Below are 24176 nucleotides of genomic sequence, written 5' to 3' on the forward strand. Positions count from 1 at the left end.
CATTATAACTTCGCACTTTGTCTCGCTATCAACTGCCAGCCTTTTTTTGTTTTCATCCAAACCTGTAATACATGCAGGTTCATCGCAAAAACTTTATCATTCAATTTTCCTTCAGTTGCAATATTCATTCTCACGGTTGCCCATTTCTTATTAATAGCAGCAATCGTCGTGAGGCTATTTTCAATTTTTTGATACGATAACTTCCCGCTTGCAAAATCATTCCACACATCATCATGTGACTGTACCCAACCGTTAGAATGACCAAAACTTACTTTATTGTGCAACAGTCTTGACAAAGCAACGCTGTCTTTTTCCACTAATGCTTTATCCAGGGTTCGCATCGCTTCTTTTAAGCCAACGCAATCAACCTGTGCAACAAGAATCAAACTTGTAAAGAGCAAAATCACAGTGATCCAAATCCGCATTCTTTGTCCACTATTTATTTTTTAAAGTATATTCTTTTATCACTCTATCGCCTCACTTATAAATTCAGTTCGTTTTCTTTAATACATATTTATACGCCAGGTTCCCGGTTATCCGCTGGTTATCGGCTCCCAACTGGATCAGCGTCGAATCTGTTTTTAAATAATGATCCGCTCCCTCAGTAATGCCCAGCAGGTGCAATGTATCACCGTGCATCATGAATTTATCATGGTAAGAAAATTCATTACTGCCCGGCTCCTTCGCTTTTCTTGAAATATACAAATCACGCCTGCTGTAGGTGCCGTTATCCATAAGACTAAGAGACACTTCAATACCTTCACAATCAGCACAAGGTATGACCCCATGATAACTTTCTGTCACCACCGGTTCCTTTTTTACTACCTGGGCTGCTGTACTGGTATCTTTCGATTCCTCTTTTTTATTACCAGCATTATTACATGCCACAAAAACAAAGAACAAACTCATCAGACTGATGATCTTTTTCATATGTGCAAGCGTTTGGTTTAGTTGTTGGCAACCACACTTTTCCTGCATTCATCAATGATCTGGTCAACCCGCTCCTTTGTCAAATGCTCTTTATAATATTTGCCCATCTGCATCATTGGCGCATAACCACAGGCTCCCAGGCACTCCACCGTCTTTAAAGTAAACATGCCATCGTTGGTTGTTTGACCAGGGCGGATACCCAATTTCTCTCCTATATAATCAATGATATCATCACTGCCACTAACCATGCAGGGCCCTGTTTGGCAAACTTCGAACATATATCTGCCGACAGGTTTCAAATTGAACATGCTATAGAAAGTAGCTACTTCATACACTTCAATAGGCGTAATATTCAACAGTGTTGCTACATAATCCATCACCGGCACATCGAGCCAGCCACCAAACTCCTGCTGCGCCAAATGCAGTACAGGGATGACAGCACTTTTTTGTTTTCCATCCGGGTACCGGGAAATAATTCCCTGCACCTCCTTTAATTTATCGTCTGAAAATTTTATCATATTTCCCCAACCCCTAAAGGGAAGTTTTGCTCCCATCTCTTAAAGGGTGCCTGAAACACTCCAATAGATGAAAGAGTTTTTATTTTTTAATCTGGTTGATCAATGATCTAAAAGCTGATGTGTGCGACGCAACAAGTGCCCATCTGGGTATTGAAGTCCACAACACAATATTCAACTACTCTTAATAAGAACTATTCAAATTGAAAAAGAATGATTGACCTAAGTCCCCCTTTAGGGGACAGGGGTTAAGCATCCATTTCGCCTGCAATCAAATTCAATGATGACATCACGATGATTGCATCACTGAGCATAGCACCTTTTGTCAACTCTTCATAAGCCTGGTAATAAATGAAGCATGGCCTGCGAAAATGAAGACGATAAGGTGTTCTTCCACCATCACTGATCAGGTAAAATCCAAGCTCCCCATTTCCACCTTCCACACTCTGATATACTTCACCCGGTGGCATAACGATTTCACCCATAATGATCTTGAAATGCCAGATCAATGCTTCCATCTTTGTGTACACATCTTTCTTTTCGGGCAAATAGTATTCAGGAACATCAGCGTGATAAATATCTGCCTCCGCTCCTTTAAATTCCTGCACTTTTTTAAATGCCTGGTCAAGGATGCGCAGCGATTGCCACATTTCCTGGTTTCGAACTAAAAAACGATCATAGCAGTCACCCGTAGTTCCTACGGGAATATCAAACTCAAAATCTTCGTAGCTGCTATAAGGTGTATGTGTACGTATGTCATAATCTACACCAGCGGCACGAAGATTAGGACCGGTGAAGCCATAGTTCATAGCCCGCTCAGCACTGATAGGACCTGCGCCGATAGTCCGTTCCATAAATATCCTGTTGCGGGTAAACAGGTTTTCAAATTCTTTTAATACCCGTGGATATTCGTCGAGAAATTTTTGAATTTTTTGAAACGCGATGTCATTGAAATTTCTCTCAAAACCGCCGATGCGGCCGATATTAGTAGTCAAACGTGAACCGCAAACCTCTTCATATATTTCATAGATCAGCTCACGATATTGCATCACATATAAAAAACCGGTGTACGCACCACTATCCACACCAACAATAGAATTACAGATCAGGTGATCGGATATCCTGGCGAGTTCCATGATAATGATCCGGAGATAATCCACTCTTTTAGGCGTTTTCACGCCTAATAATTTTTCACAGGTGAGATGCCAGCCCATATTATTGATAGGCGACGAACAATAGTTTAACCTGTCTGTAAGTGGGGTAATCTGGTACAGGGAACGATGCTCGGCAATTTTTTCAAAAGCCCGGTGAATATAGCCGATTGTTTGCTCTGCAGAAACAATGCGTTCACCATCCAACTCCAGGATATTCTGCATTACACCATGCGTGGCCGGGTGCGTAGGCCCCAGGTTTAACGTGGTAGTGGTTTTCTCAATACTCCCTTCCGGAAGCTTTATATGCTGTTCAGCCATGATAGCCCAATCCTTTTTAAAGGGATCATTAGTTTATAATTCAAACAATATTTTCGCCCACATTGTCTTTGTCCGATTCGATTATCGTTCCGTGATCCGTTTTTTCTGTGCCAAATCCAATCGTTCCACCCCTGCCAAACATTTCATCATCTTTATCAATACGGCTTTGATCTTCCAGTGGGTATTGCTTGCGCATCGGGAAGTAGTCCATCTCATCGACATTCAAAATCCTTTTCAGGTTAGGATGACCGACAAAATTGATCCCGTAAAAATCATAGGTTTCTCTTTCCATCCAATTGGCGGCTGAAAATAATCCTGTAGCCGTGTAAACGTCCGGCTTATCTATTTTGGTAAATACCTTGAAACGGATACGGACGTTGTCCCTGAGATTGTGCAAATGATAGACAACCGCTAATTCTTTGTCTTTATTTCCCGGGTAATGTACGGCACAGAGATCGGTAAGAAACCTGAATTTCAACTCCTCATCATCGTATAAAAAATTCAGGACTTTGAGATTTATTTCTTTCGGGGCTTCAAAAGTGAGCATGCCATACGGCTCTTCAAAACCCGAAACCTGGTCACTAAATTTTTCCGTTAGCCGTTGTCTGATATGTTCGTTTGTAAGAGACATAAACCCAAATCCGCCACGGCGGAGCCTTAAATCCCGAATGTCGAAAAGACATTACAGGTGATTAAAAATTTAGTTTATAAACCTTGTTCACCAGACTAAATACTTTGCCTCCCAAGTTTCTCCGCCGCGGCGGAGGACAGCGGGCTATTGTATTCCATAACTCTCCAATAACGCTTTATACTTTTCACTATTCCTCCTTCTCAGGCTTTCTCTACCTACCAAATCCTGTATCCGCATCACACCGTCAATAATTGCTTCGGGACGCGGAGGACAGCCCGGAACATACACATCTACCGGCACTACCTGGTCTATCCCTTGTAATACGCTGTAGGTGTCAAATATGCCACCGCTGGATGCACAGGCTCCAACGGCCATCACCCAGCGAGGTTCTGCCATCTGCAGATAAACCTGTTTTACAACAGGGCCCATTTTTTTGGCAATAGTTCCCATTACCATCAGCAAATCACACTGGCGGGGCGAAAAACCCACTCTTTCACTACCAAAACGTGCCAGATCATAATGTGCACCCATGGTAGCCATAAACTCAATACCGCAGCAGGATGTTGCAAAGGGCAAGGGCCAGATCGAATTTTTTCTTGCCAGGCCAATAACACTATTCAACGACGTAGCAAAAAAACCTTCCCCCTGGTGACCTTCGGGCATTTCAGCCATGCTTATATCGGCCACCAGTGGCTTCTGTGTGATGTTATATGATACAGGACGTGACATAAACAAATTTGAAAATTCAACAATTTGAAAATCTGAACTCACTTCTTAGTAAAAACAAACGTAACTGGCTAAAGTTCCGTTTCTGTGAAGCCAATTCTCCGGTTTTTCAAGCTAGTCTTCCCACTTCAATGCGCCTTTTTTTATAATATATAGAAATCCGCAGAGGAAAAATCCCACAAACATGATAACGGCCCAAAAACCGCTCCAACCCAGCTCCTTAAAATTTACCGCATACGGATAGAAAAAAATCACTTCTACATCAAAAAGGACAAACAATATCGCTGTGAGAAAGTATTTTATCGCCATTGGCTGGCGGGCATCACCATGTGTTTCAATTCCGCTGGCAAAACCCTGCAACTTGTCAGTAGTTTTTCTTTTAGGGCCCAGTAAATGGGTCGCTACCATCAAAAAAGCGACAAGACCTACCGCAAAAATTACCTGTATAGCAACCGGTAAATAAGAACCGGCATCAGAGGTGGATGGATTTATCTGGAGTAAGTGGATCATTTTTTTTGCCTCGGCAGCAAAAATAAGGTAGCAACATCAATAATCAACGGAAATTCCAAATATCCAGGGCAAACAAATAGCCCGGTTACCCGGGCTATAATTAAATCAGATTTATACATAATATCTATCCTGCGGAAGATTTCTTTGCTCCGCTACCGGAACTACTTTTCGGTGACGAACTTTTAGCAGGCTGCCTGGGTGCCGGCGTTGGCTTTGAAAGATCGTCAATGTTCTTTTGTATGCTTTGTTTAACAGCCGGATCAGCGGAAGCATTCATCATTATCTTCAAATAATCTATTGCCTTTGCTTTATCTCCTTTTTCCAGGTGGTAAGTAGCCAGGAAATAAGACGAACTTGAAATTTGTTTTGCATATTTCACAGAATCCTTCTGGGCAAATGCCAACAACTTTTCAGCAGCTGGTAAAGCAATACTGTCCTTTTTAACTGTGTCGAGCACGTTTGCATTGTTAAACATCCATTCCCAACCAAATGGCTGATCAGGGAATTTCTCCGCAACCACTTTAAATATGTCATATGATTTTGCATACTGCTGAGCACGATAATTAGCGATGCCAGCAGCAAAATAATCATTGATGTTAAGGTTAGGCTTTGTTTCCAAAATCAACTGCTGAAGTTGTGATTCGTTTACATAATCCTTTTTACCACCAAAGAAAGCAGTACCTTTTTTCAATAAGTCAATCTTGTTTTCCAAAACCGTATCTGCTTTAATCCCCTCCTGGTAAGCAGCTAATACCACAGCTTCCTGACCGGGAATGGTTGAATAAACAGCTGCTTTCATTTGGTAATCCAATGGAGTCAAATCATCGGGTTTCGCTTTAGCGAAATATTGATCAACAGGTTCTTTCGCCGACGCTGTATCTTTCTTTTGCAAATAGCTATCGGCGATCAATTTATAAGAACGGGCTTTTGCATTCGCTCCTGTCTGTGCAATAATATTCTTGGCACAGGCAATAGCTCCGTCAAAATCTTTTTTAGCCCAAAGTGTCTGGCATCTCAAATAATCATTTTGAGGATCCTGGTCAGTATTGGCAATATATTTTTTAGCATAGTCTTCAGCGGCAGCAAAATCACGGCCCAATTTTAAATAATACAGATCATAATAAGCAGGGGCAAAACGGGCATCAGCATTGATGGCATCTTTCAGGTATTTTTCGTACAAATCCCAGTTGCGCTGGCTGTTGAAGAGCTGTGCCATGCGATGATAAGCCGGTGCAAATTTTGGATTTGCTTCAGTAGCTTTCTGATAATTCTGAAAAGCCGCTCCACCTGCTTCTCCAGGTTTTGCTTTACGAATAGCATTACCCAGGTTTAAAAATATATTAGCATTTTTGGGATCTCTCTGTGCAGCAACTTCCAATTTTTCTACTGCATAGTTGATATCGCCCCCTTTTTTCTCCTTTACATTGTAAGTATTTGTGATAGCACGGCCCACCGCATTCAAAATAGCAGGGTCATCACCTTTCTTACCACGGGTCATGGTAATAGCAGCTTCAAAACGTTGACGGGCTTCGCTGGTTTTATTCTCCATTAGCTCCACTTGCCCCATACCCACTATTACCAAAGGAGCGTTAGCACTACTTAACAAGGCTTTACTATAAAGATTTTTAGCGCCGGCTGTGTCATCCATTTCAATTAAAGTCTGGCCCAGCCAGTAAGTAGCATCGATATTATTAGGATTAGAGGCTAATAACTTTTCGAATGTTGCTTTTGCACTTTTGTAACGTTCCGCGTAAAGGTCATTTACACCGTCCTGTAGTGATTGTGCCTTAACAGCACTTACAAACAGTAGGCTAGTGACCAAAAATGTAATAGAGATTTTCTTCATTTTTCTTTCACTTTTTAAGAGTTGTAAATATAACCACTTTGTTTTATTCGCTTACCCGAACTGGCCTGAAGGTAAAATCTTTCTGCGCCGGCATCAGGTAGGCCCTTTTAAAAATTAATTGTCCTATCTCGCCGCTCATAAAATCTGCAAATCCTTTTCCCAATCCGCGGTGCTTCTCTTTCAATATGTATACCAAATCACGTACCATAGGGTATCTGCGCAGGTAAATATTGGCCTGCACGGGCAATATATACTTGCCCTTCAGGTCCATGCTTTCTAATTGCACCATCTTTACTTTCTCCAAAAAACTGATTTGTTTTTCATCTTCTCTATTACCGATCCAGCTTACGCCAATAAACCCGATTGCCTGTGGGTTTTTCGCTACATAGTCAATAACACCTTCGCTTGTTCTTGCAGCTACTGCTGCGGGAGTGAGAGAATCGTTTTTCAATACAGAATCGACGATAAAACGTACCGTACTGGTTGCCTGCACTCCGTCAAATACCGGGATTAATTTTTTCTTAAAGTTTCCGGTAAGTATTTCCTTAATCTCCGATATGGTAAATAATGAATCCTCAGCCTCAGGGCTTACAATAACAGCGACCGCATCCCGGGCAATCACCATCTTTTTTGGGGAAATCCTGAAAGAGTCAACGATAAATTTTTTCTCCTGATCGCTAAATCCTCTCGTCGCAATGATCATCCGGATGCTGTCTATGGCCATATCTTTCAAACATTCCGCTTCCGGCTTGTAAGTAACGTTTATTCGGGTACCGGGATGGTTGGCTTCGTATACTTTTACCTGTTCATCGATGATAGGTTTGAAAGATTCGTCCGCACTCACATGTATAAGGCCCCGGTCAGGCGTATCCAATAACGTCTTTTCTTTTTCCTTAAATGACTGACAACCGTTCAGTAGAAAAAAAGCACAAGAAAGTATAAAAACCAGGTATTTCGTACTAATAAATGCTTGCATCAGAGCCTTCTTTTTCATTTATCACCTTTCATCACTTACTTAAAATAATTCTTTTTGTATCCCCGGTACATGCGCCATACACCATATAAAATGCAGATAAATCCAAAAATCTTATCGATGTCATTAGGGGGAAAGTTTTCATTGAACTGCAGAGTGAGCCTGTCCCTGATCATAAAAAAAATGCCGACGCAGGTAATCAGGCCACCGATTGCATAATCCATTATTGCTTTTCGCAGCGCAATCTGTTTTCTTTTTTGCTTTTCATATTCCTCAATCATGAATAGTGACTTTCGTGGTGGGCAAATTATTACATTTTTGTTGATTGCCCCGATAAAAAGTTGTTGAACAACAGACTCAATTCGCAAGTTGGGTGGTTTATCCCGGCATTTTCATGCAAGTCTATTTTATATAAATGGATAAATGAGATGCATTCTGTTATTTAAATCCATAAACTCCTGGAAGGTTGGTAAAGCAATGGAGACCTGATAAGCTGTGGTTATATTTGCAGGATGAAAATCTTAATGGTTTGTTTAGGCAATATTTGCCGGAGCCCGTTGGCCGAAGGTATTTTACAGCAAAAGGCCTTTGAGGCCGGCTTAAACTGGAGCGTTGAGAGTGCCGGAACAAATAGTTATCATATTGGCGAAGCTCCGCACCATTTATCGCAAAAGGTTGCAAAGCTGAATGGACTTGACATCAGCAGGCAACGTGCCCGCAGGTTTGTGCCAGCCGATTTTGATGCATATGATAAAATTTATGCCCTGGCAGGCGATGTACTGGATGACATTCAGCGCATCGCCGAAAACAAATATGACCCGAAAAAAGTGGATTTGCTGATGAATGAAATTTTCCCGGGCAAAAACCTGGATGTACCCGATCCCTGGTATGGACCGGAGCCGGGTTATCACGAAGTATATAAAATGATAGACGAAGTATGCACCCGCATCATCGAAAAATATACCCCAACCCTGCCTACCGGACAGGCAGGCCCTAAAGGGGCTTTGAAAACACCTTTCAAATTGAAATAATCTTATTAATGGCAAAAGTTACAGTTGGTTTACCACAAGGCACCCGGGATTTTGGCCCCGAGGTCGTACGCAAACGCAATTATATTCTGAATACGATAAAAAATGTTTTTGAACTATACGGCTTCCAACCGTTGGAAACACCAGCCATGGAAAACCTGGAAACATTAATGGGAAAATATGGAGAAGAAGGCGATAAATTAATTTTCAAGATTCTTAACAACGGTCTTAACGACCCAAAAAATATTGACAAAGCCAAAACAGCATTTGAAAAAGTATTGGAAGGCAAAAATGATAAAAACCTGACTGAACGGGCACTGAAATATGATCTCACTATTCCCTTTGCCCGCTATGTAGCCATGAATTATGGGCAGCTCACCATGCCGTTTAAGCGTTACCAAATACAACCAGTATGGCGGGCCGACAGACCGCAGAAGGGCCGCTACCGGGAGTTTTATCAATGTGATGCAGACGTTGTCGGCAGCAACTCTTTGTTGAATGAAGTAGAACTGACAAATATTTATACCACCGTTTTTCAACAACTCGGCATACCGGTCGAAATAAAAATTAATAGTCGAAAAATATTGGCGGCACTGGCTGAACAATGTGGTGGCGCTGATAAATTGATTGATATTACCATTGCCATTGACAAACTCGATAAGATCGGTTTGGAAAAAGTAAAAGAAGAATTGAAGGGAAAAGGATTAAATGATCCACAAATTGCCATTATCGAAAAATATTTGAGCATTAGCGGTGATAATGGTGAAAAACTGGCGCAGATAAAAAACTTACTTGCTAATAACTCACTGGCCAAAAAAGGAATCGAAGAAATTGAATACATCCTTTCCTATTTCCCAATCCCTACTCCCCAATCCCTCATCACTATTGACTTCACCCTTGCAAGAGGATTGAATTATTATACCGGAATTATTTTCGAGATAAAAGCGAATAACGTGCAAATGGGAAGTATCGGCGGCGGTGGCAGATATGATGATCTTACCGGTTTGTTTGGTGTTCCCAATATTCCCGGCGTAGGCATCTCATTTGGTGTCGACCGTATTTATGATGTGATGGAAGAATTGAATCTTTTTCCAACGGAAGTGCACACAGGCACACAGGTTTTATTTTTTAATTTGGGCGAAGCGGAAAGCAGGAAAGCATTTGAACTGGTGCAGCGGCTAAGAAATAATAACACTCGCTGCGAACTATTTCATGAAACGACTAAATTTGACAAGCAGTTTAAATATGCGGAAAAGAAAAATATTCCATATATAATTATCATTGGAAGTAAAGAGCTTGCAGAAAATAATTGTAACATTAAAAACCTTAGAACTGGCGAACAAACAACACTACCTGTTGCCGATCTTATTAATTTTTCCTTTATTTGACCTCCTATAAAATCAAAACAATCAAATGCAATGAGACAAAAACCATTATTCCTTGTATTATCCATTTCTGCCTTATTATTTGCAGCATCCTGTAAAAAAGGTGGTAAAACCGGTTTGCTGGTTCCAAAAGACGCAGCTCTCGTGGTACATATCAACAGTGCTTCACTTTCTTCCAAACTTAGCTGGGATGAGATCAGCCAAACAGATTGGTTCAAAGAAATGTCAAAAGAAGCAACTGATAGCACTGCACAAAAATTATTGAAAGATCCCGGTCAGTCAGGCATTGATACGAAAGCTGACCTTGTTTTTTATATGAAACGCCAGGGACGTGGAGGCTATATCGTTTTTGAAGGAGCCATAAAAGATGCAGCAGCATTCGAGGCATTTAATAAAGAAATCAGCAAAGGAAAAGCTACACGCACCAAGGATGGCGACATTAATTATATGGTGTCGGATAAATCGGGTCTGCTTGCCTGGAACAGCTCTAAATTTGCTTACCTGGCAGATTCACCTTTGCCGGACATGCAACAAGGCTTTAACAGCCAAAGCAGGTTTGAAATGTATAAATTTCCTGAAGACAGTCTCAAACTTTTTGCAAAAACCGCATTGACGCTTAAGTCCGACGATAACCTCGACAATGATTCCCGCTTTGCCTCAATGATCAAGGATGGCAGCGATATGCATTTATGGATGAATGCGTCTGGATTGTACGGCAACACATTAGGTGGTATGCTGTCCATGATGAAATTCAACTCGCTGCTCGAAAATAATGTGTCGGCTATGTCACTGAATTTCGACAACGGCAAAATTGCGATGAAATCGAAGAGTTATTATGGTAAAGAGATCAGCAAACTGATGTCGGACTACCCACCCAAGCCTCTTAGCGGGGATGTATTAAATCGCATCCCTTCACAAAATGTGGTGGGTGTTTTTGCGATGAACTATCAACCGGCCGCTTTAAAAGAATTTTTAAGAATAACTGGTTTCGATGGTGTCGTTAATGGCTTTCTGGGCCGTGCCGGCTATAGCGTAGAAGAATTTATTAAGGCAAACAAAGGCGAGGTCCTGCTGGCTGTTTCCGATCTGGAAATGAAAACAAAAGAAGTTTCAATGGAAATGGGCGAAGGACAAGAACCTTATAAATACACCAAAACCGAACCTGACATGAAAGTTTTGTTTGCTACTTCTGTCAATGATAAAGCCGCTTTTGATAAACTGATTGGTGTGGTAATAGAGCAAACCAAGGGAATGAAATCAGCTAATTCCCCAGAGATTCACTACAAACTTGACAATAATTGGTTTGCTGCCAGCAACTCTCCTGAACACATGAACACATTCCTTGGCGGCACAACTAACAAAAATGTGGTAGCAGACAAGATCGGTGGTCATCCATTTGGTTTTTATGTTGACATTCAAAAAATAATAAAAACAGGCGAAACTTCGGTATCAGATAGCAGCGCTAAATCTGCCATGACGGCGTCTTACAATATGTGGCAGGATATTATTGCCACAGGCGGCGAATACAAGGACGATGGGTTGGAATTCGAGATGACGGTAAATCTTGTTGACAAAAACGTTAACAGTCTGAAGCAGCTGAACCAGTACATTAACACCATGTACAAGATCAACGAAGAAAAAAAGAACAGGTACAAAGGCTTTATGATGGAAGCACCTGCCGTGGTGGATACAACCGCCCAGGTCAATCCTTAATTAAATTCTTTAGAATAAATTACAAGGTTACAGCAATGACACACTGTAACCTTTATTATTTAGAGCAATGTCTTTTTATGCAATTACAAATAAATAACCTGCTCCCTGCTTATTTTGAGCAAAGCAGGACACAATTGTCGGAGGTTTGGGGCAAGGAACTTGTATTTGATAAAGGAGAATGGATAAAAATTGTTGCGCCATCGGGAAGTGGAAAATCGTCACTCATGAATTTCCTCTATGGCATGCGAAATGATTATAACGGTACGATCAGCTATAGCAATAAACCGATCCGTAATTTTTCAGCAGAAGATCTTGCTCATCACCGGAAAGATCATCTCAGCATTGTTTTCCAGGATTTGCGCCTCTTTCCGGCACAAACAGTACTGGAAAACCTGGAAATAAAACGCCAGTTGAATCCATTTCATCCGCCTGAGAAGATAAAAGAAATGGCGAACAGGTTAGGTATAGAAGATAAGCTGAACAGCACCTGTAACACCTGCTCTTATGGCGAACAGCAGCGTATTGCTATTATCCGTTCATTATTGCAGCCATTTGAGTTTTTATTACTGGACGAGCCATTTAGTCACTTGGATGATAACAATGCTCAAAAAGCGATGGTACTGATGCTTGAAGAAGCAAGGGCAAGAAATGCTGCTATTATTTTTGCAGATTTGGAAAGAATTGATTTTTATCCCTACACGAGGTTGCTTCATTTATAAGGCCTCCTCCCGACCTCCTCCCAGGGAGGGGGCCACCAACACACAACCCTCGCTTTTCGGAGAGATTGATTGAATAATACTCTTCGAAAATGCAGAGTAGAGATATGAAACCAATGTGGTAGTTATTAAGATTAGGAAAGATATGCAGCACCGTCCCTCTCCAGGGAGAGGGAAAAGAGGGTGAGGTTAAAAACAAACAAAATGAATTTATCGTTCAAACCTATAAGGCCACTTTTACAAACAGGAACCAATGCCTTATCCCGTTGGTTCTCTTATATTGGATTGGGCATCGGCGTATTGCTTTTACTGTGTTCCATTCAAATGTATATTAATATTCAGCAAATGCTGAAAGAAGGCTCGATCCGGAAAGATGGGTTCGATTTTATTTCCATTACCAAAACTGTCACCAATGAAACGATGGGACAGGCGGACAAAAATCTTTTCCAGGCAGCTGATATCGCTGAGTTAAAATCAAAACCATTCCTGGAAGATGTGGCTCCGCTTGAGGCCAACCAGTTCCAGGTAGAATTAAGCGCCGCTGGCGTATTGCCGTTCAGAACCAATCTTTTTTTAGAAACCATCGAAAATAGCTTTTTGGATACGGTACCTCCCTCCTTTCAATGGCAGCCGGGTCAAACAAAAATTCCTATTATCATTTCCTCCGATTTCCTGGAAATCTTCAATGTATTTGGACCCAGTTATAACCTGCCGCAGGTGTCACAAGAAACTGCAACAGGCATCCCGGTTTATATCACCTGCCATGGCGATGGCAGCCTTGAACAAACTTTCCAGGGACAGATAGTGGCATTCAGCGACAGGATCAATTCCGTATTGGTTCCAAAAACATTTTTGGACTGGGCTAATCTTACTTTCAAAGGCAGAAAGTCAGATCATGCATCGCGGCTTTATATAAAAACAAAAGATGCAAATAGTACGGATCTCTTGAATTTTTTGGATCAAAAAAATTATAAGATCAATAAGGATAAAACAAAATTCGGCCGCATGAAACAGGTTTTCCAGGGCATCTTTACTGGTCTGGCTGTATTTGGCTTACTGGTAATTGTGCTAGCCCTGATGCTTTTTTCATTTTATCTGCAATTGGTGATTGCCCGCAGCAAAGACAGTCTGCAACTGTTGCTGACATTAGGCTATTCACCGGGGTGGCTCAGTAAAAAAGTGGCCCGCCAGTTTATACCAGTTTACATGCTGATCGTATTGATAGCGTTAACCATTACACAATTAATGCAATGGGCCTTTCATCAATTGGTGATGTATAATAGGACGGAACTGTCTACGCCATTGCATTGGGTAGTATTGATTACCGCCCTGGTATTGATCTTCCTTTCGCTGGTAACTAATTACAGGTTGGTAAAAAGACTTTTGTACAAACTTTATTAGAAAAGTTAACCAGGCTTTATCTGAGCTAAATGATGCTCGAGGTGAGCCACGTAGTCACAAATGATCCAACCCAATGTTTTAAGTTCCTTATTGTCATACTTCGGATCAACAGCGTAGTTTAATTTTTCAGCGGGAATATTTTTAACGACATAGATGATCTGTTGATTCAATGCCTTCCACAAATCAAGCAGATGCTGCAATGGAAGCTGTTGATAAGCATTCACGGCTACCAAATCGTTTTGCCGGTAAGAAACAACCTGGTAAGGCTGTGGCAAAAACTGGATCTCCGTAAATCGCTTCAGGTTGTTGATGGCAGAATCAACCAGGTGACCTAGTATTTCCTGCTTTGACCATTTACCCGGTGCTGGTTTCTGTAATAATTGTTCAGGAGAAAATGTCGCATAGATTCTATCCATACCTTCAATGTGATGACTAAGCCGATTCATGGCGTCATCAATATTCGTTTCTTCCGCAAAAAAACCGGCGGTTTGCCAACTCGTTTTAAAACTCATGCGACAAAATTAACTTGCCGGGTCAAGAAAAACCAACCAAAAAAGGGTGAACGGTTCACCCCTTATCATTCGATATTTAAAATGTTTCTTTCTTATCATTTGTCCGGCGACGGAACTTGTTCTTCCACTTTCTTTCCATCGAGAATCAAATTGCCGACTTCTACATAGAGTCCGTTTATTTTTCCTTTTTCATCCCGTTTAAAAGTAGCCATTCCTGAATAGGCTACCACTTCAAAGACATCTTTTTCCATCGGCTTCAATTCCGAACTACCTTGTGATGAACTCCCCATTAAAACGCCGTTTTCCAAAGCGACTTTTATTTCCGGCACTTCGCTTCCATCCGGAAAAACATATTTGCCTGTGTATTCCTTTAATGAATCAGCAGCAGGAGTTGTCGGAGCTTGTTGGGCATTGGCAATAATTGACCCTGACAATACAAAAAATAAGAGAAGAAATTTCCGCATGGTGTAGTGTTTTAGCTGGTGTTATGAATATGTTTGACAAAAGTTACTAATACTTATACTTATTCAACTCCTTCATAGATAACAGCAGCTCCCTGGCCTACTCCAATGCACATGGTAGCCAGCCCATACCTGGAATTTCTTCTTTTCATTTCATGTAATAAGGTAGCGGAAATACGTACACCACTACATCCTAATGGATGACCAATAGCAATAGCACCGCCGTTTACATTAACTTTTTCATTATTCAATCCGAGCTCACGGATACAGGCGATGGATTGCGAGGCAAATGCTTCGTTCAATTCAACTAAATCAAGATCGCTTATTTTTAACCCAGCCCGCTGCAATGCTTTTTTTGTTGCCGGTACCGGACCAATGCCCATGATAGCAGGATCTACCCCTGCCACAGCCATCGAAACAATTTTCGCCATCGGCCTCAGCTCATATTTCTTCAGAGCTTCTTCACTGGCGAGCAACATCGCGGCCGCCCCGTCATTGATGCCCGAGGAATTGCCTGCGGTAACCGTACCATCCTTTACAAAAGCTGGTTTTAGTCCTGCCAGCTTCTCCAGCGAAGTTTGCCGGGGAAACTCATCATCAACCATCCAACTCACCAGCCCATTATTATACAATTCCACGGCTGTCAGTTCATCATCCCATTTTTTTGCTTCCCGTGCGGCAAAATATTTTTCCTGCGACTGAAGCGCAAAAACATCCTGCTCCTCCCGTGAAATGTTCCATTGTTTTGCCACATTCTCCGCCGTTTCACCCATGCTATAAGGATGATACATACCCGCCAGTTTCTTATTGACAAAGCGCCAGCCTAATGTGGTATCATACATTTCATGACTTCTTGAAAAAGGCGTTGCTGATTTTGCCATGACAAAAGGGGCTCTCGTCATACTTTCCACGCCACCGGCAATGATCAGCTCGGCATCACCACACATCACCTGCCTTGATGCATCCATGATGGCCTGCAAACCTGAAGCACACAACCGATTTACTGTTGAACCAGCTACACTCACTGGCAGTCCTGCCAGCAGTGCCGCCATTCTCGCCACATTTCGATTGTCCTCACCAGCCTGGTTGGCCGCACCGGCAATCACTTCTTCAATTGCTGTCACATCAATGGATTCGTGGCGCTGCAACAACGCAATGATCACATTGGCCAGCAGGTCATCAGGCCTGGAATTGGCTAATGCCCCACCATATTTTCCAATCGGTGTTCTTATAACATCAATAACATAAGCCGTTTTCATAAACTGATCTCAAAATTGGCAATTAAAAAATTTATACTTAGCGAAATATAAAATTACTTCAGGAATTTTCGAACCAGTGACTTAGCCTTAATACGGCAAATATTAAACAAAAATGTTTTATACAAAATTGTTTAATACAGGAATGCTTATTTTGATATAAGAAGTCGGCCTGTTTTGCTATTCCCTGTGACTATCTTTGCAGCATGTTAAAAGCCGCACAACGCAACATCCGCCATTTAAGCCTGAAAGATATGGAAGAGTATTTCGCCTCATTTGGCGAAAAGAAATTCAGGGCCAAACAGGTGTATGACTGGCTTTGGTTAAAACCGGTTCGCAGTTTTGATGAAATGACGAATCTTTCAAAAGATTTGCGCCAAAAGCTGGCCACTGAGTTTAACCTGCCTGCTTTACAAATTGATCATACGCAACATTCGGAAGACGGTACTTTCAAACTTCGCTTCAAAACGCATGATGGTCATTTTGTGGAAGGTGTGTTAATCCCAACCGTATCTGGTCGATACACGGCGTGTGTATCGTCCCAAATCGGTTGCAGCCTTAGTTGTAAGTTTTGCGCTACGGGCTATATGGATCGCAAACGCAACCTTGAGTTTGACGAGATATATGATGAAGTGGCCTTACTGAATCAACTCTGTGAGAAAGAATATGGAAAAAAGCTAAGCAACATTGTTTATATGGGCATGGGTGAGCCTTTATTAAATTATAAAAATGTATTAAAATCAATTGAACGAATCACCGCTGCAGATGGCCTGGCCATGAGCCCCAAACGAATCACTGTTTCAACAGCCGGTGTGGCAAAAATGATAAAGCAATTAGGTGATGATAAAGTTAAATTCAAGCTTGCTTTATCCCTGCATGCTGCTACTGATGAAAAACGCCATGAAATCATGCCGATCAACGATACTAACAATATCAAATCGCTTATTGAGGCACTCAACTATTTTTACAAGCAAACTAAAAATGAGATCACCTTTGAATACATTCTTTTCAAAGATTTTAATGACTCGCTGAAGGATGCCGACGAACTGATCAGGATTTATCGCCAGGTTCCCGCCGATCTTGTCAACCTGATTGAATACAATCCAATTGATGCGGCAAAATTTGAAAAGCCCGATGAAGATAAAGTGGAGGCATTTATGTATTATCTTGGCAAACACGGAGTCAATGCCCGTCTTCGCCGCAGCCGTGGAAAAGATATTGATGCAGCTTGCGGCCAGTTGGCCAACAAGGAAGAAGCCCCAAACCCCTAAAAGAGCTTTGCAAATTTCCACAATCCGAATTGATTGCTATCACAGCCGTTTATCAGTGATATCAACCATCTACGAATGATTTCATACTTCGGTTAAACCCCGGCAACCGACAATGGTCTGTTAATTGAAAAAAAACTTTAACAAACCCCGCCGGAAGTTTATGCATTCAACCGGCATCTAAAACAAAAAGAAAATTATGAAGAAGATACTCTTAAGTATAATGGCTGCCGCATTGGTTGTAGCAGCATCGCAGGCGCAGGAGATCAAAGACCGTGAGCCGGCAAAACAACATATGATGAAAAGACATCATCACGGTGATGAGTTTAAAAATCTGAATCTTACGGAAGATCAAAAAGCAAAATTCAACGCCCTACGTGAAGAGAACCGCAGGCAAATGGAAGAACTGAAGAAAAACGATAATATCACGGTAAAGGAATGGAAAGCCAAAATGGAGGCACAACGCAAAGACCACCGTGCAAAAATGCAAAGCATTCTCACGGATGATCAAAAAGCACAATTGGAAAAATCAAGACAAGAAAGAAAAGTAAAAATCGAGCAGCGGGCAAAAGAGAGAAGTGAGAAAATGAAAACTGAACTTGGCCTTACTGATGAACAAGCTGCCAAGTTAAAAACCAACCGCGAAGCCCTGGCTTCTCAATTAAAAGCAATCCGTGAAAACGGCTCACTGACTGATGATGTTAAAAAAGAGCAGGCAAAAGAATTGATAAAAAAGCAACGGGAAGAAATGAAGTCTATATTGACAGAAGAACAATTGAAAAAATGGGAAGAGCAAAAGAAGCAAAGACCCCATCGCAGAAAGATCGTTTAAGGACGGTGTGATGAGTGAACTGAGGGCCCGCTGATTATCGGCGGGCTTTTTAGTTATCTTTGCGGCTCATCTACTGTTGCAAAACAGCAAATTATTCTCAACATGAAAAAAAAATCGACCCCGTTTGACAAGTTTGCGAAAAAGAAAAGCAATGCCGCCATTAAAGAGCAGTTTAAACAAGAAAAAAGAAAAATAAAAAAAGAAAGAGAAGAGTATTTTGAACAGAAAAGAGCTGAGGCAAGGAAACAGAAGTTGGAAACTGGACGTCAGAGATCGCAAGTGACTGGTCAAAAATCAAAAGTGAAAGGTCAAAGGGAAGAAGTGAGAAGTCAAAAAACGGAAGTCAGAAGTCAGAGACCGGAAGTAATAAACAGGAATCAACTGGCAACAGGCGACCGGCAACTGGCAACTCTTATGCCGCTCAACAAATTTCTTGCCCACAGTGGCGTGGCGGCACGACGAGAGGCTGCCGAAATTGTGAAGCAGGGAAGGGTGAAGGTGAATAAAGTCGTCATTACAGAACCGGGACATAAAGTAACAGCGCAAGACGATATCAGGATAAATGGCAAAAGAGTATTTGTTTCAAAAAACCTCGTTTATATTTTATTGAATAAACCCAAAGATTATATCACTACCACTGATGATCCACAAGGAAGAAAAACAGTGTTGGATATTATTGGTAATGCCATAACAGAAAGAATTTATCCTGTAGGACGGTTGGACAGAAATACTTCCGGTGTTCTGTTGCTGACCAATGATGGCGAATTGTCGCAAAAGCTAACCCATCCCAGCAACCAGATAAAAAAGGTTTATCATGTTACGCTTAACAAACCACTTGAGAAAAAAGATTTCGAAAAGATCCTGAACGGCGTTACACTGGAAGACGGTCCGGCCAGTGTGGATGTGCTGGCTTATGCCGATATAAAAGACAAAACACAAATTGGTGTTGAAATACATAGCGGCCGCAACCGCATTGTTCGACGCATCTTTGAATCATTAGGTTATGATGTAAAAAATCTTGACAGGGTAATATTTGCCGGCCTCACCAAGAAAAATGTGGAGCGGGGCAAATGGCGCTTCCTGACGGAAAAAGAAGTGAGGGACTTAAAACATTTTGGCAAAGGCAAATAATCACTACCTCTTCTATTTAGCTCACACTACAACAAACACCTGTATAACGAATCTATTTACATGAAACTGGCCGATCTGCTGATATTTGAGGACGATGATGTCATTGCATTGAACAAGCCTTCAGGATTGTTATCTATTCCTGACCGCGAGGGGAAAGACCCCTCACTAAAAGACATGCTGCAGGACAAATATGAAAAAGTGTTCACCGTTCACCGTCTCGATAAAGACACCAGCGGTCTTATTGTGTTTGCAAAAAATGAGGTGGCTCACCGGCATCTTTCCCTGCAATTTGAAGAAAGAAAAACAGAAAAAATCTACGTTGGGCTTGTGATCGGACACCCTGCCAATGAAAAAGGAACAATCGATCTGCCCATTGCTGAAAACATGGTGACCCGCGGAGTGATGCTTATTAATCGAAGGGGAAAACCCTCTGTTACTGACTATGAAGTATTGGAAAATTTTGGCAGTTACTCATGGATGCAGTTCCGGATACATACAGGGCGGACACACCAGATAAGAGTGCATATGAAAGACCTGGGTCACCCGATTGTCTGCGACGAGTTATATGGCGATGGAAAACCCCTGTTATTATCCTCCCTAAAAAGCAAATTCAAACTTTCAAAGAATGAACTGGAAGAAAGGCCACTTTTAAACCGGCTTGCGCTTCATGCCAGCCGCTTAAGCTTTTCCAAACCTAATGGTGAACCAATAAAATTGGAAGCCGAACTACATAAGGATATGCGGGCAACCTTACAACAGCTTGGTAAATGGAAAAAGAACAAACAAAAATAGATTTCACATCTTCCTAATCCGACGATCTCCCTTTGCAATTCAGGTATTGCTATCTTTGAACAGCATATTTTATGTTTAAAGTAGTCTCTTACCAGGTTGCCGATAGCATTGACTTAAAAAGTCTGAAATCGGCTTTTAATGAAGAGCTGGAGTACAGCGATGCGGATGAACTTTTTTATAGCATCAACCCGGAACAGTATGTCGCTATTTTTAAATACGGGGTAATTAGTTTTTTAAACTACGACGCCAATGCCACCAATTCGTTTCTCTCGTTTATAGAACCTTTTTGCAAGAACCTGTTTACCGAATTCCTGAGCGATGAGTTCATCGTGGAGACCGGTGTAAAAGAGAGAAAGATCAGCTATAATAAAATTGAAATAGTATCAGCCGAGCCGGAAGCGCTGCGCATGATCATGCTAACAGTAGCCCAATCAGTTGCCCTGGATTATTATTCACAACAAGCCAGCACACTCCTGGAGGATACTAACTATCATACCCTGTTGCTCGAAAAAAAGGGACGGCTCGCTATTTCAGGACGCAACCTGAAAAAGTATATTGGCAAGACTTTATTACTTAAAAACAGGATATCCCAACATCTCTACATTTTCGATTCCCCACCGGAAACCTGGGAAAATGAGCGGCTGGATAAATTACACATCGAATTGAAGCGTAACTTTGATCTCACTGAAAGATTTCGTGGTGTGTCGGATGGCTTAGAAATTGTAAAAGAAAACCTGGAATTATTCAGAGACATATTGCAATATCGCAATAGTGTTTTTCTTGAATGGATCATTATTATACTCATCGCTATCGAAGTCGCTCATTTTTTCTTTGAAAAAATATGGCCATAAAAAAGCTCAACCGAAGTTGAGCCAGGATAAAACAAAACGGCAGGTTTATCTCACCACCAGGCTTCTTCTTGTTACGGTATTGATCTCAATATTTTTGGTGAGCCGTTGCTTGCCGCTGATCAACGTTATTTCGTAATAACCATCTGCAACCTGGTCAAAATTGTACCGGCATTTGTAATCTATAGTTTCAAAGACAGTATCTACCAGCAAGCCATATTCGTGGTGACTTATTTGCAACTGTACCTTCCTTCCTTTCTCATTTTGAACAAAGAGGTTGAATGCTGTGGCCACCTCGTCAGGAATAATTGACATATTAAGAGTTGCGTCTTTCCCAGGCAGTTTTTTGTCATTGGTAGTAACTGAGTAATACGATTGCTGAGAAAAAGCGGACGCCGAAACGAATAGCGCGATAATAAAAATGAACTTCGTTTGCATAGTTGAGGTTTTTGATTAATGATGACGCAAAGCTAAATGCGGCATATTATCTCAACATAATGCAAAGAATAAGTTTAGTTTACAAAAGAGAAAGGAAAACTTAACACAATGAATTATGAATAATGAGTTGTGACTTTGGTGCATCCCAAATTCACTTGTACTTTTTACGTTTCACCATTCACACTAACATTTCTCCAATGCCTGCAAAATATCATTTAAAATATCATCGGGATGTTCTAATCCTACAGAAATACGAATGAGGCCGGGGGTAATGCCCACAGTATTTCTCTCTTCTTCCGTTAATTTGGAATGTGTAGTGGAAGCGGGATGTGATGCAATACTTCTGCTATCACCAAGATTGTTGGTCATCGAAAGCATTTGCAAAGCGTTTAAAAATTTTCTTCCGCTTTCCACACCGCCTTTTATTTCAAATGTGAGAATGCCGCCACCATTGGCCATTTGTTTTTTGGCGATCTCATATTGGGGATGATCAGGAAGAAAAGGATATTTGACCCAACCAAGCTTTACATGATTTTGCAAAGCCCTGGCAAGATACAGTGCGTTGGAAGCATGCTTTTCCATTCGTATAAATAAAGTCTCCAGGCTTTTGGTCAATACCCAGGCATTGAAAGGACTCATGGATGGTCCTGTATTACGAATGAATAAATACAATTGTTTGATCAACTCTTTTGTACCGACTACAACACCGCCTAATACCCTTCCTTGTCCATCTATAAATTTGGTAGCGGAATGCAGCACAAGATCAGCGCCATATTGCATTGGCTGCTGCACAGCAGGTGTGGCAAAACAATTGTCTACCACGAACAAGATATTATGTTGTTTGCATAAGTCTGCCACTTTCTCAATATCGATAATATCAAGCCCGGGGTTGGAAGGAGTTTCGACATACAACATTTTTGTTGTTGGCTTTATCAACTCTTCGATAGTGTCCGGCTTCGTCATATCAAAATAGGAATATTCAATCCCCCATTTGGGTAAATACTTAGTAAGTATGGTATGCGTGGAGCCAAATACCGCTGATGCTGAAATGATATGATCACCTTTTGACAGGAAGGTCATGAAAGTAGAGAAGATCGCAGCCATGCCTGTACCGGTAGCCACGCCATCCTCTGCGCCTTCCAAGGCTGCCACCTTCGCAATGAATTCATCAACCGTAGGGTTTGAAAACCGGGAATAGATATTTACATCTAATGTATCATCTGCAAAAGCAGCACCCATTTCTTCCGCTGAATCATAAGTAAAGCTGCTGGTCAGAAACAAAGGAGTAGCATGCTCCTTCTGGTTGGTTCGTTCGGTTTGAAGTCGGATGGCTCTTGTTTCCGGATGTTGCGACATAAGCTACTAATCATTTAAAATTGGAGTGCAAAGATAAGTGCCAAATCCAAAATGGCCGCTGGTATACTAGCTTATGACAATATAATTACCGGTTTACTCTGCAAATTCTACTTTATGTATTTCTTCCCGGGAAGTATTATAGAGATCGTACCAATCCTGCTGGTCCAGGTTGATATCAAAAGCGTTGACGATGTTCCGGATGCGTTGCTCATTGAGTGTGCCGATCAATGGCAAAGCACCCAATTTTATTAACCAGGCTACTGCAATTGATTCGACATTGGCATTATATTTTTTGCCGATCTCGCCCAATTTGTAATGCACTCTAACGGCTAACGGATCAGTGCCATTCTCAATTCTGCCTCCGGCAAGGGGCGCAGCCGCCAGGGGACGCATATATCGTTGTTTGATATAATCGATCTGGCCATTATCCAATGCGGTTGTGTTGAGCAGGTTTAATTCGATATGGTTGGTTACAATCGGTGCTCTTAAATAAGAAGCTAAAAGCTGGTGTTGGAAAACAGAAAAATTGGCTACTCCAATATTCCTGATCTTACCGGATGTTCTTAATCTTTCCAACGTCAGGGCAGTTTCTTCCAGGTTGGACAAAGGATCCAGTTGATCAAGCAGGAAAATATCGATATACTCCGTCTTTAATTTTTGCAGTGAGTTCTCCACGCTTTTGAGAATATGTGCCGCTGAAGTGTCATAATACTTTACTCTTATTTCGGGTCGATTGGGGTGCGGGATATTTACCCCACACTTGGTGAACAACACGACATCTTCCCGCTTGAAAGATTTTTGCCGCATTATATTGCCGAACAATTCTTCACACTGGTAACCACCATATGTATCGGCATGATCAAATGTATTGATACCAAGTTCCAGGCACAGGTTAACGATCTTTTCCATTGTATGGACCCCGGTAGCGCTGGTATCTTCCCAGCGCCAAAAGCCATAAACGGCCGGTGAAACTTTAGGACCCGAATCGCTGAGATAAATTTTTTCCATAATTGCTATTTGTAGCAATAAAATTATTGCAATTAAGCCATATTGAAGTAACAAGACTGAAAGTCTGTTATCGCAAGTTGAGATTATGAAAATAAAACAGCCTTGCCGCATGATTACCGCGATAGCGATTACAGGCAGCCAGTTGCTGAAAGATGCTCATATAACCAAACTGGGAGTTATCATACCAGTTTACATGATAAGCAAAGCCCACAAAAAAACGATTTTGGTCAAAATAATTACTGACTATTTTTTTCCGAAATAGCTTTGCTCTTATTACTGATGATAACACCTGGGAATAGGAAAAAGAGTTTATGACTGCATTCATTAATACAATTCATGGAGGAAAAAATTTTCCGGCACAAGGTGCGGAGCGAGCTGAACCCTGAACGTGCGACGCAAGAAACGATAATAGTACTACAGCCGACATA

Annotated in this window: 27 protein-coding genes; 10 read left to right on the forward strand and 17 right to left on the reverse strand. The window is 41.4% G+C overall.

Annotation, left to right across the window (positions count from 1 at the left end):
• Positions 1-2: 2 nt before the first annotated feature.
• The 10 genes from ACFEL9_RS20365 to ACFEL9_RS20410 all read right to left on the reverse strand — a co-directional run bounded on the left by ACFEL9_RS20365 (position 3) and on the right by ACFEL9_RS20410 (position 7884).
• Positions 3-425, reverse strand: coding sequence for a nuclear transport factor 2 family protein (locus ACFEL9_RS20365; protein ID WP_385894064.1), 423 nt, complete (start codon positions 423-425; stop codon positions 3-5).
• Between the two features lie 64 nt (positions 426-489).
• Positions 490-930, reverse strand: coding sequence for a copper resistance protein NlpE (locus tag ACFEL9_RS20370; protein WP_385894066.1), 441 nt, complete (start codon positions 928-930; stop codon positions 490-492).
• 17 nt (positions 931-947) lie between these two features.
• Complete coding sequence (locus ACFEL9_RS20375) at positions 948-1448, reverse strand: NADH-quinone oxidoreductase subunit NuoE family protein (RefSeq protein WP_385894068.1); 501 nt, start codon at positions 1446-1448, stop codon at positions 948-950.
• Positions 1449-1693: 245 nt separating this feature from the next.
• The gene (locus tag ACFEL9_RS20380) at positions 1694-2917 is read right to left on the reverse strand and encodes an NADH-quinone oxidoreductase subunit D (protein WP_385894070.1); all 1224 of its coding nucleotides are present in this window, start codon (positions 2915-2917) and stop codon (positions 1694-1696) included.
• Positions 2918-2957: 40 nt separating this feature from the next.
• Entirely contained in the window at positions 2958-3548 is a 591-nt protein-coding gene (locus ACFEL9_RS20385; RefSeq protein WP_385894072.1) for an NADH-quinone oxidoreductase subunit C, read from the reverse strand.
• Between the two features lie 144 nt (positions 3549-3692).
• Entirely contained in the window at positions 3693-4277 is a 585-nt protein-coding gene (locus ACFEL9_RS20390) for an NADH-quinone oxidoreductase subunit B (RefSeq protein WP_446753365.1), read from the reverse strand.
• Positions 4278-4388: 111 nt separating this feature from the next.
• Positions 4389-4784: an NADH-quinone oxidoreductase subunit A gene (locus ACFEL9_RS20395; protein ID WP_276500949.1), complete on the reverse strand. Its 396-nt coding sequence runs from the start codon at positions 4782-4784 to the stop codon at positions 4389-4391.
• Between the two features lie 124 nt (positions 4785-4908).
• Positions 4909-6630: a tetratricopeptide repeat protein gene (locus ACFEL9_RS20400; protein ID WP_385894074.1), complete on the reverse strand. Its 1722-nt coding sequence runs from the start codon at positions 6628-6630 to the stop codon at positions 4909-4911.
• Between the two features lie 43 nt (positions 6631-6673).
• The gene (locus ACFEL9_RS20405) at positions 6674-7624 is read right to left on the reverse strand and encodes a PstS family phosphate ABC transporter substrate-binding protein (protein WP_385894076.1); all 951 of its coding nucleotides are present in this window, start codon (positions 7622-7624) and stop codon (positions 6674-6676) included.
• Positions 7625-7641: 17 nt separating this feature from the next.
• The gene (locus ACFEL9_RS20410) at positions 7642-7884 is read right to left on the reverse strand and encodes a hypothetical protein (protein WP_385894078.1); all 243 of its coding nucleotides are present in this window, start codon (positions 7882-7884) and stop codon (positions 7642-7644) included.
• A gap of 231 nt (positions 7885-8115) precedes the next feature.
• Here ACFEL9_RS20410 and ACFEL9_RS20415 point away from each other — a divergent pair, with 231 nt between their 5' ends.
• From ACFEL9_RS20415 to ACFEL9_RS20435, 5 genes are all read left to right on the forward strand, one after another.
• Positions 8116-8634, forward strand: coding sequence for a low molecular weight protein-tyrosine-phosphatase (locus ACFEL9_RS20415; protein ID WP_385894079.1), 519 nt, complete (start codon positions 8116-8118; stop codon positions 8632-8634).
• Between the two features lie 8 nt (positions 8635-8642).
• Positions 8643-10019, forward strand: a complete 1377-nt coding sequence (hisS, locus tag ACFEL9_RS20420; protein ID WP_385894081.1) for a histidine--tRNA ligase — start codon at positions 8643-8645, stop codon at positions 10017-10019.
• Between the two features lie 30 nt (positions 10020-10049).
• On the forward strand, positions 10050-11729 hold the full coding sequence (locus ACFEL9_RS20425) for a DUF4836 family protein (protein WP_385894083.1): 1680 nt from the start codon (positions 10050-10052) through the stop codon (positions 11727-11729).
• 77 nt (positions 11730-11806) lie between these two features.
• A complete protein-coding gene (locus ACFEL9_RS20430; RefSeq protein ID WP_385894085.1) occupies positions 11807-12448 on the forward strand; it encodes an ATP-binding cassette domain-containing protein in 642 nt (213 codons plus the stop codon).
• A gap of 201 nt (positions 12449-12649) precedes the next feature.
• A complete protein-coding gene (locus ACFEL9_RS20435) occupies positions 12650-13846 on the forward strand; it encodes an ABC transporter permease (protein ID WP_385894087.1) in 1197 nt (398 codons plus the stop codon).
• Between the two features lie 5 nt (positions 13847-13851).
• On the opposite strand, the gene ACFEL9_RS20440 is transcribed toward ACFEL9_RS20435, so the two are convergent.
• The 3 genes from ACFEL9_RS20440 to ACFEL9_RS20450 all read right to left on the reverse strand — a co-directional run bounded on the left by ACFEL9_RS20440 (position 13852) and on the right by ACFEL9_RS20450 (position 16078).
• Positions 13852-14358: a DinB family protein gene (locus ACFEL9_RS20440; protein WP_385894089.1), complete on the reverse strand. Its 507-nt coding sequence runs from the start codon at positions 14356-14358 to the stop codon at positions 13852-13854.
• Between the two features lie 95 nt (positions 14359-14453).
• A complete protein-coding gene (locus tag ACFEL9_RS20445; RefSeq protein ID WP_385894091.1) occupies positions 14454-14822 on the reverse strand; it encodes a DUF3471 domain-containing protein in 369 nt (122 codons plus the stop codon).
• A 59-nt stretch (positions 14823-14881) separates the two neighbouring features.
• Positions 14882-16078, reverse strand: a complete 1197-nt coding sequence (locus ACFEL9_RS20450; protein ID WP_385894093.1) for a thiolase family protein — start codon at positions 16076-16078, stop codon at positions 14882-14884.
• Between the two features lie 203 nt (positions 16079-16281).
• Between ACFEL9_RS20450 and rlmN the strand changes: the two genes are divergently transcribed.
• From rlmN to ACFEL9_RS20475, 5 genes are all read left to right on the forward strand, one after another.
• Positions 16282-17346: a dual-specificity RNA methyltransferase RlmN gene (rlmN, locus tag ACFEL9_RS20455; RefSeq protein ID WP_385894095.1), complete on the forward strand. Its 1065-nt coding sequence runs from the start codon at positions 16282-16284 to the stop codon at positions 17344-17346.
• A gap of 196 nt (positions 17347-17542) precedes the next feature.
• A complete protein-coding gene (locus tag ACFEL9_RS20460) occupies positions 17543-18175 on the forward strand; it encodes a DUF4890 domain-containing protein (RefSeq protein ID WP_385894097.1) in 633 nt (210 codons plus the stop codon).
• A gap of 102 nt (positions 18176-18277) precedes the next feature.
• Positions 18278-19306 (forward strand): pseudouridine synthase, encoded by a 1029-nt coding sequence (locus tag ACFEL9_RS20465; protein ID WP_385894099.1) that lies wholly within the window; start codon positions 18278-18280, stop codon positions 19304-19306.
• Positions 19307-19366: 60 nt separating this feature from the next.
• Entirely contained in the window at positions 19367-20098 is a 732-nt protein-coding gene (locus tag ACFEL9_RS20470) for an RluA family pseudouridine synthase (protein ID WP_385894101.1), read from the forward strand.
• Positions 20099-20169: 71 nt separating this feature from the next.
• Positions 20170-20949: an RMD1 family protein gene (locus tag ACFEL9_RS20475; RefSeq protein ID WP_385894103.1), complete on the forward strand. Its 780-nt coding sequence runs from the start codon at positions 20170-20172 to the stop codon at positions 20947-20949.
• Between the two features lie 45 nt (positions 20950-20994).
• Here ACFEL9_RS20475 and ACFEL9_RS20480 read toward each other — a convergent pair whose 3' ends face one another.
• The 4 genes from ACFEL9_RS20480 to ACFEL9_RS20495 form a co-directional block, all read right to left on the reverse strand.
• On the reverse strand, positions 20995-21384 hold the full coding sequence (locus ACFEL9_RS20480) for a hypothetical protein (RefSeq protein WP_385894105.1): 390 nt from the start codon (positions 21382-21384) through the stop codon (positions 20995-20997).
• A 183-nt stretch (positions 21385-21567) separates the two neighbouring features.
• Positions 21568-22740: a trans-sulfuration enzyme family protein gene (locus ACFEL9_RS20485; RefSeq protein ID WP_385894107.1), complete on the reverse strand. Its 1173-nt coding sequence runs from the start codon at positions 22738-22740 to the stop codon at positions 21568-21570.
• A 93-nt stretch (positions 22741-22833) separates the two neighbouring features.
• Positions 22834-23748 (reverse strand): aldo/keto reductase, encoded by a 915-nt coding sequence (locus tag ACFEL9_RS20490; RefSeq protein ID WP_385894109.1) that lies wholly within the window; start codon positions 23746-23748, stop codon positions 22834-22836.
• A gap of 67 nt (positions 23749-23815) precedes the next feature.
• Positions 23816-24073: a porin family protein gene (locus ACFEL9_RS20495; protein WP_385894111.1), complete on the reverse strand. Its 258-nt coding sequence runs from the start codon at positions 24071-24073 to the stop codon at positions 23816-23818.
• Positions 24074-24176 lie beyond the last annotated feature (103 nt).

This window comes from Terrimonas alba (assembly GCF_042434975.1).
In the GTDB taxonomy this organism is placed as follows: domain Bacteria; phylum Bacteroidota; class Bacteroidia; order Chitinophagales; family Chitinophagaceae; genus Terrimonas_B; species Terrimonas_B alba.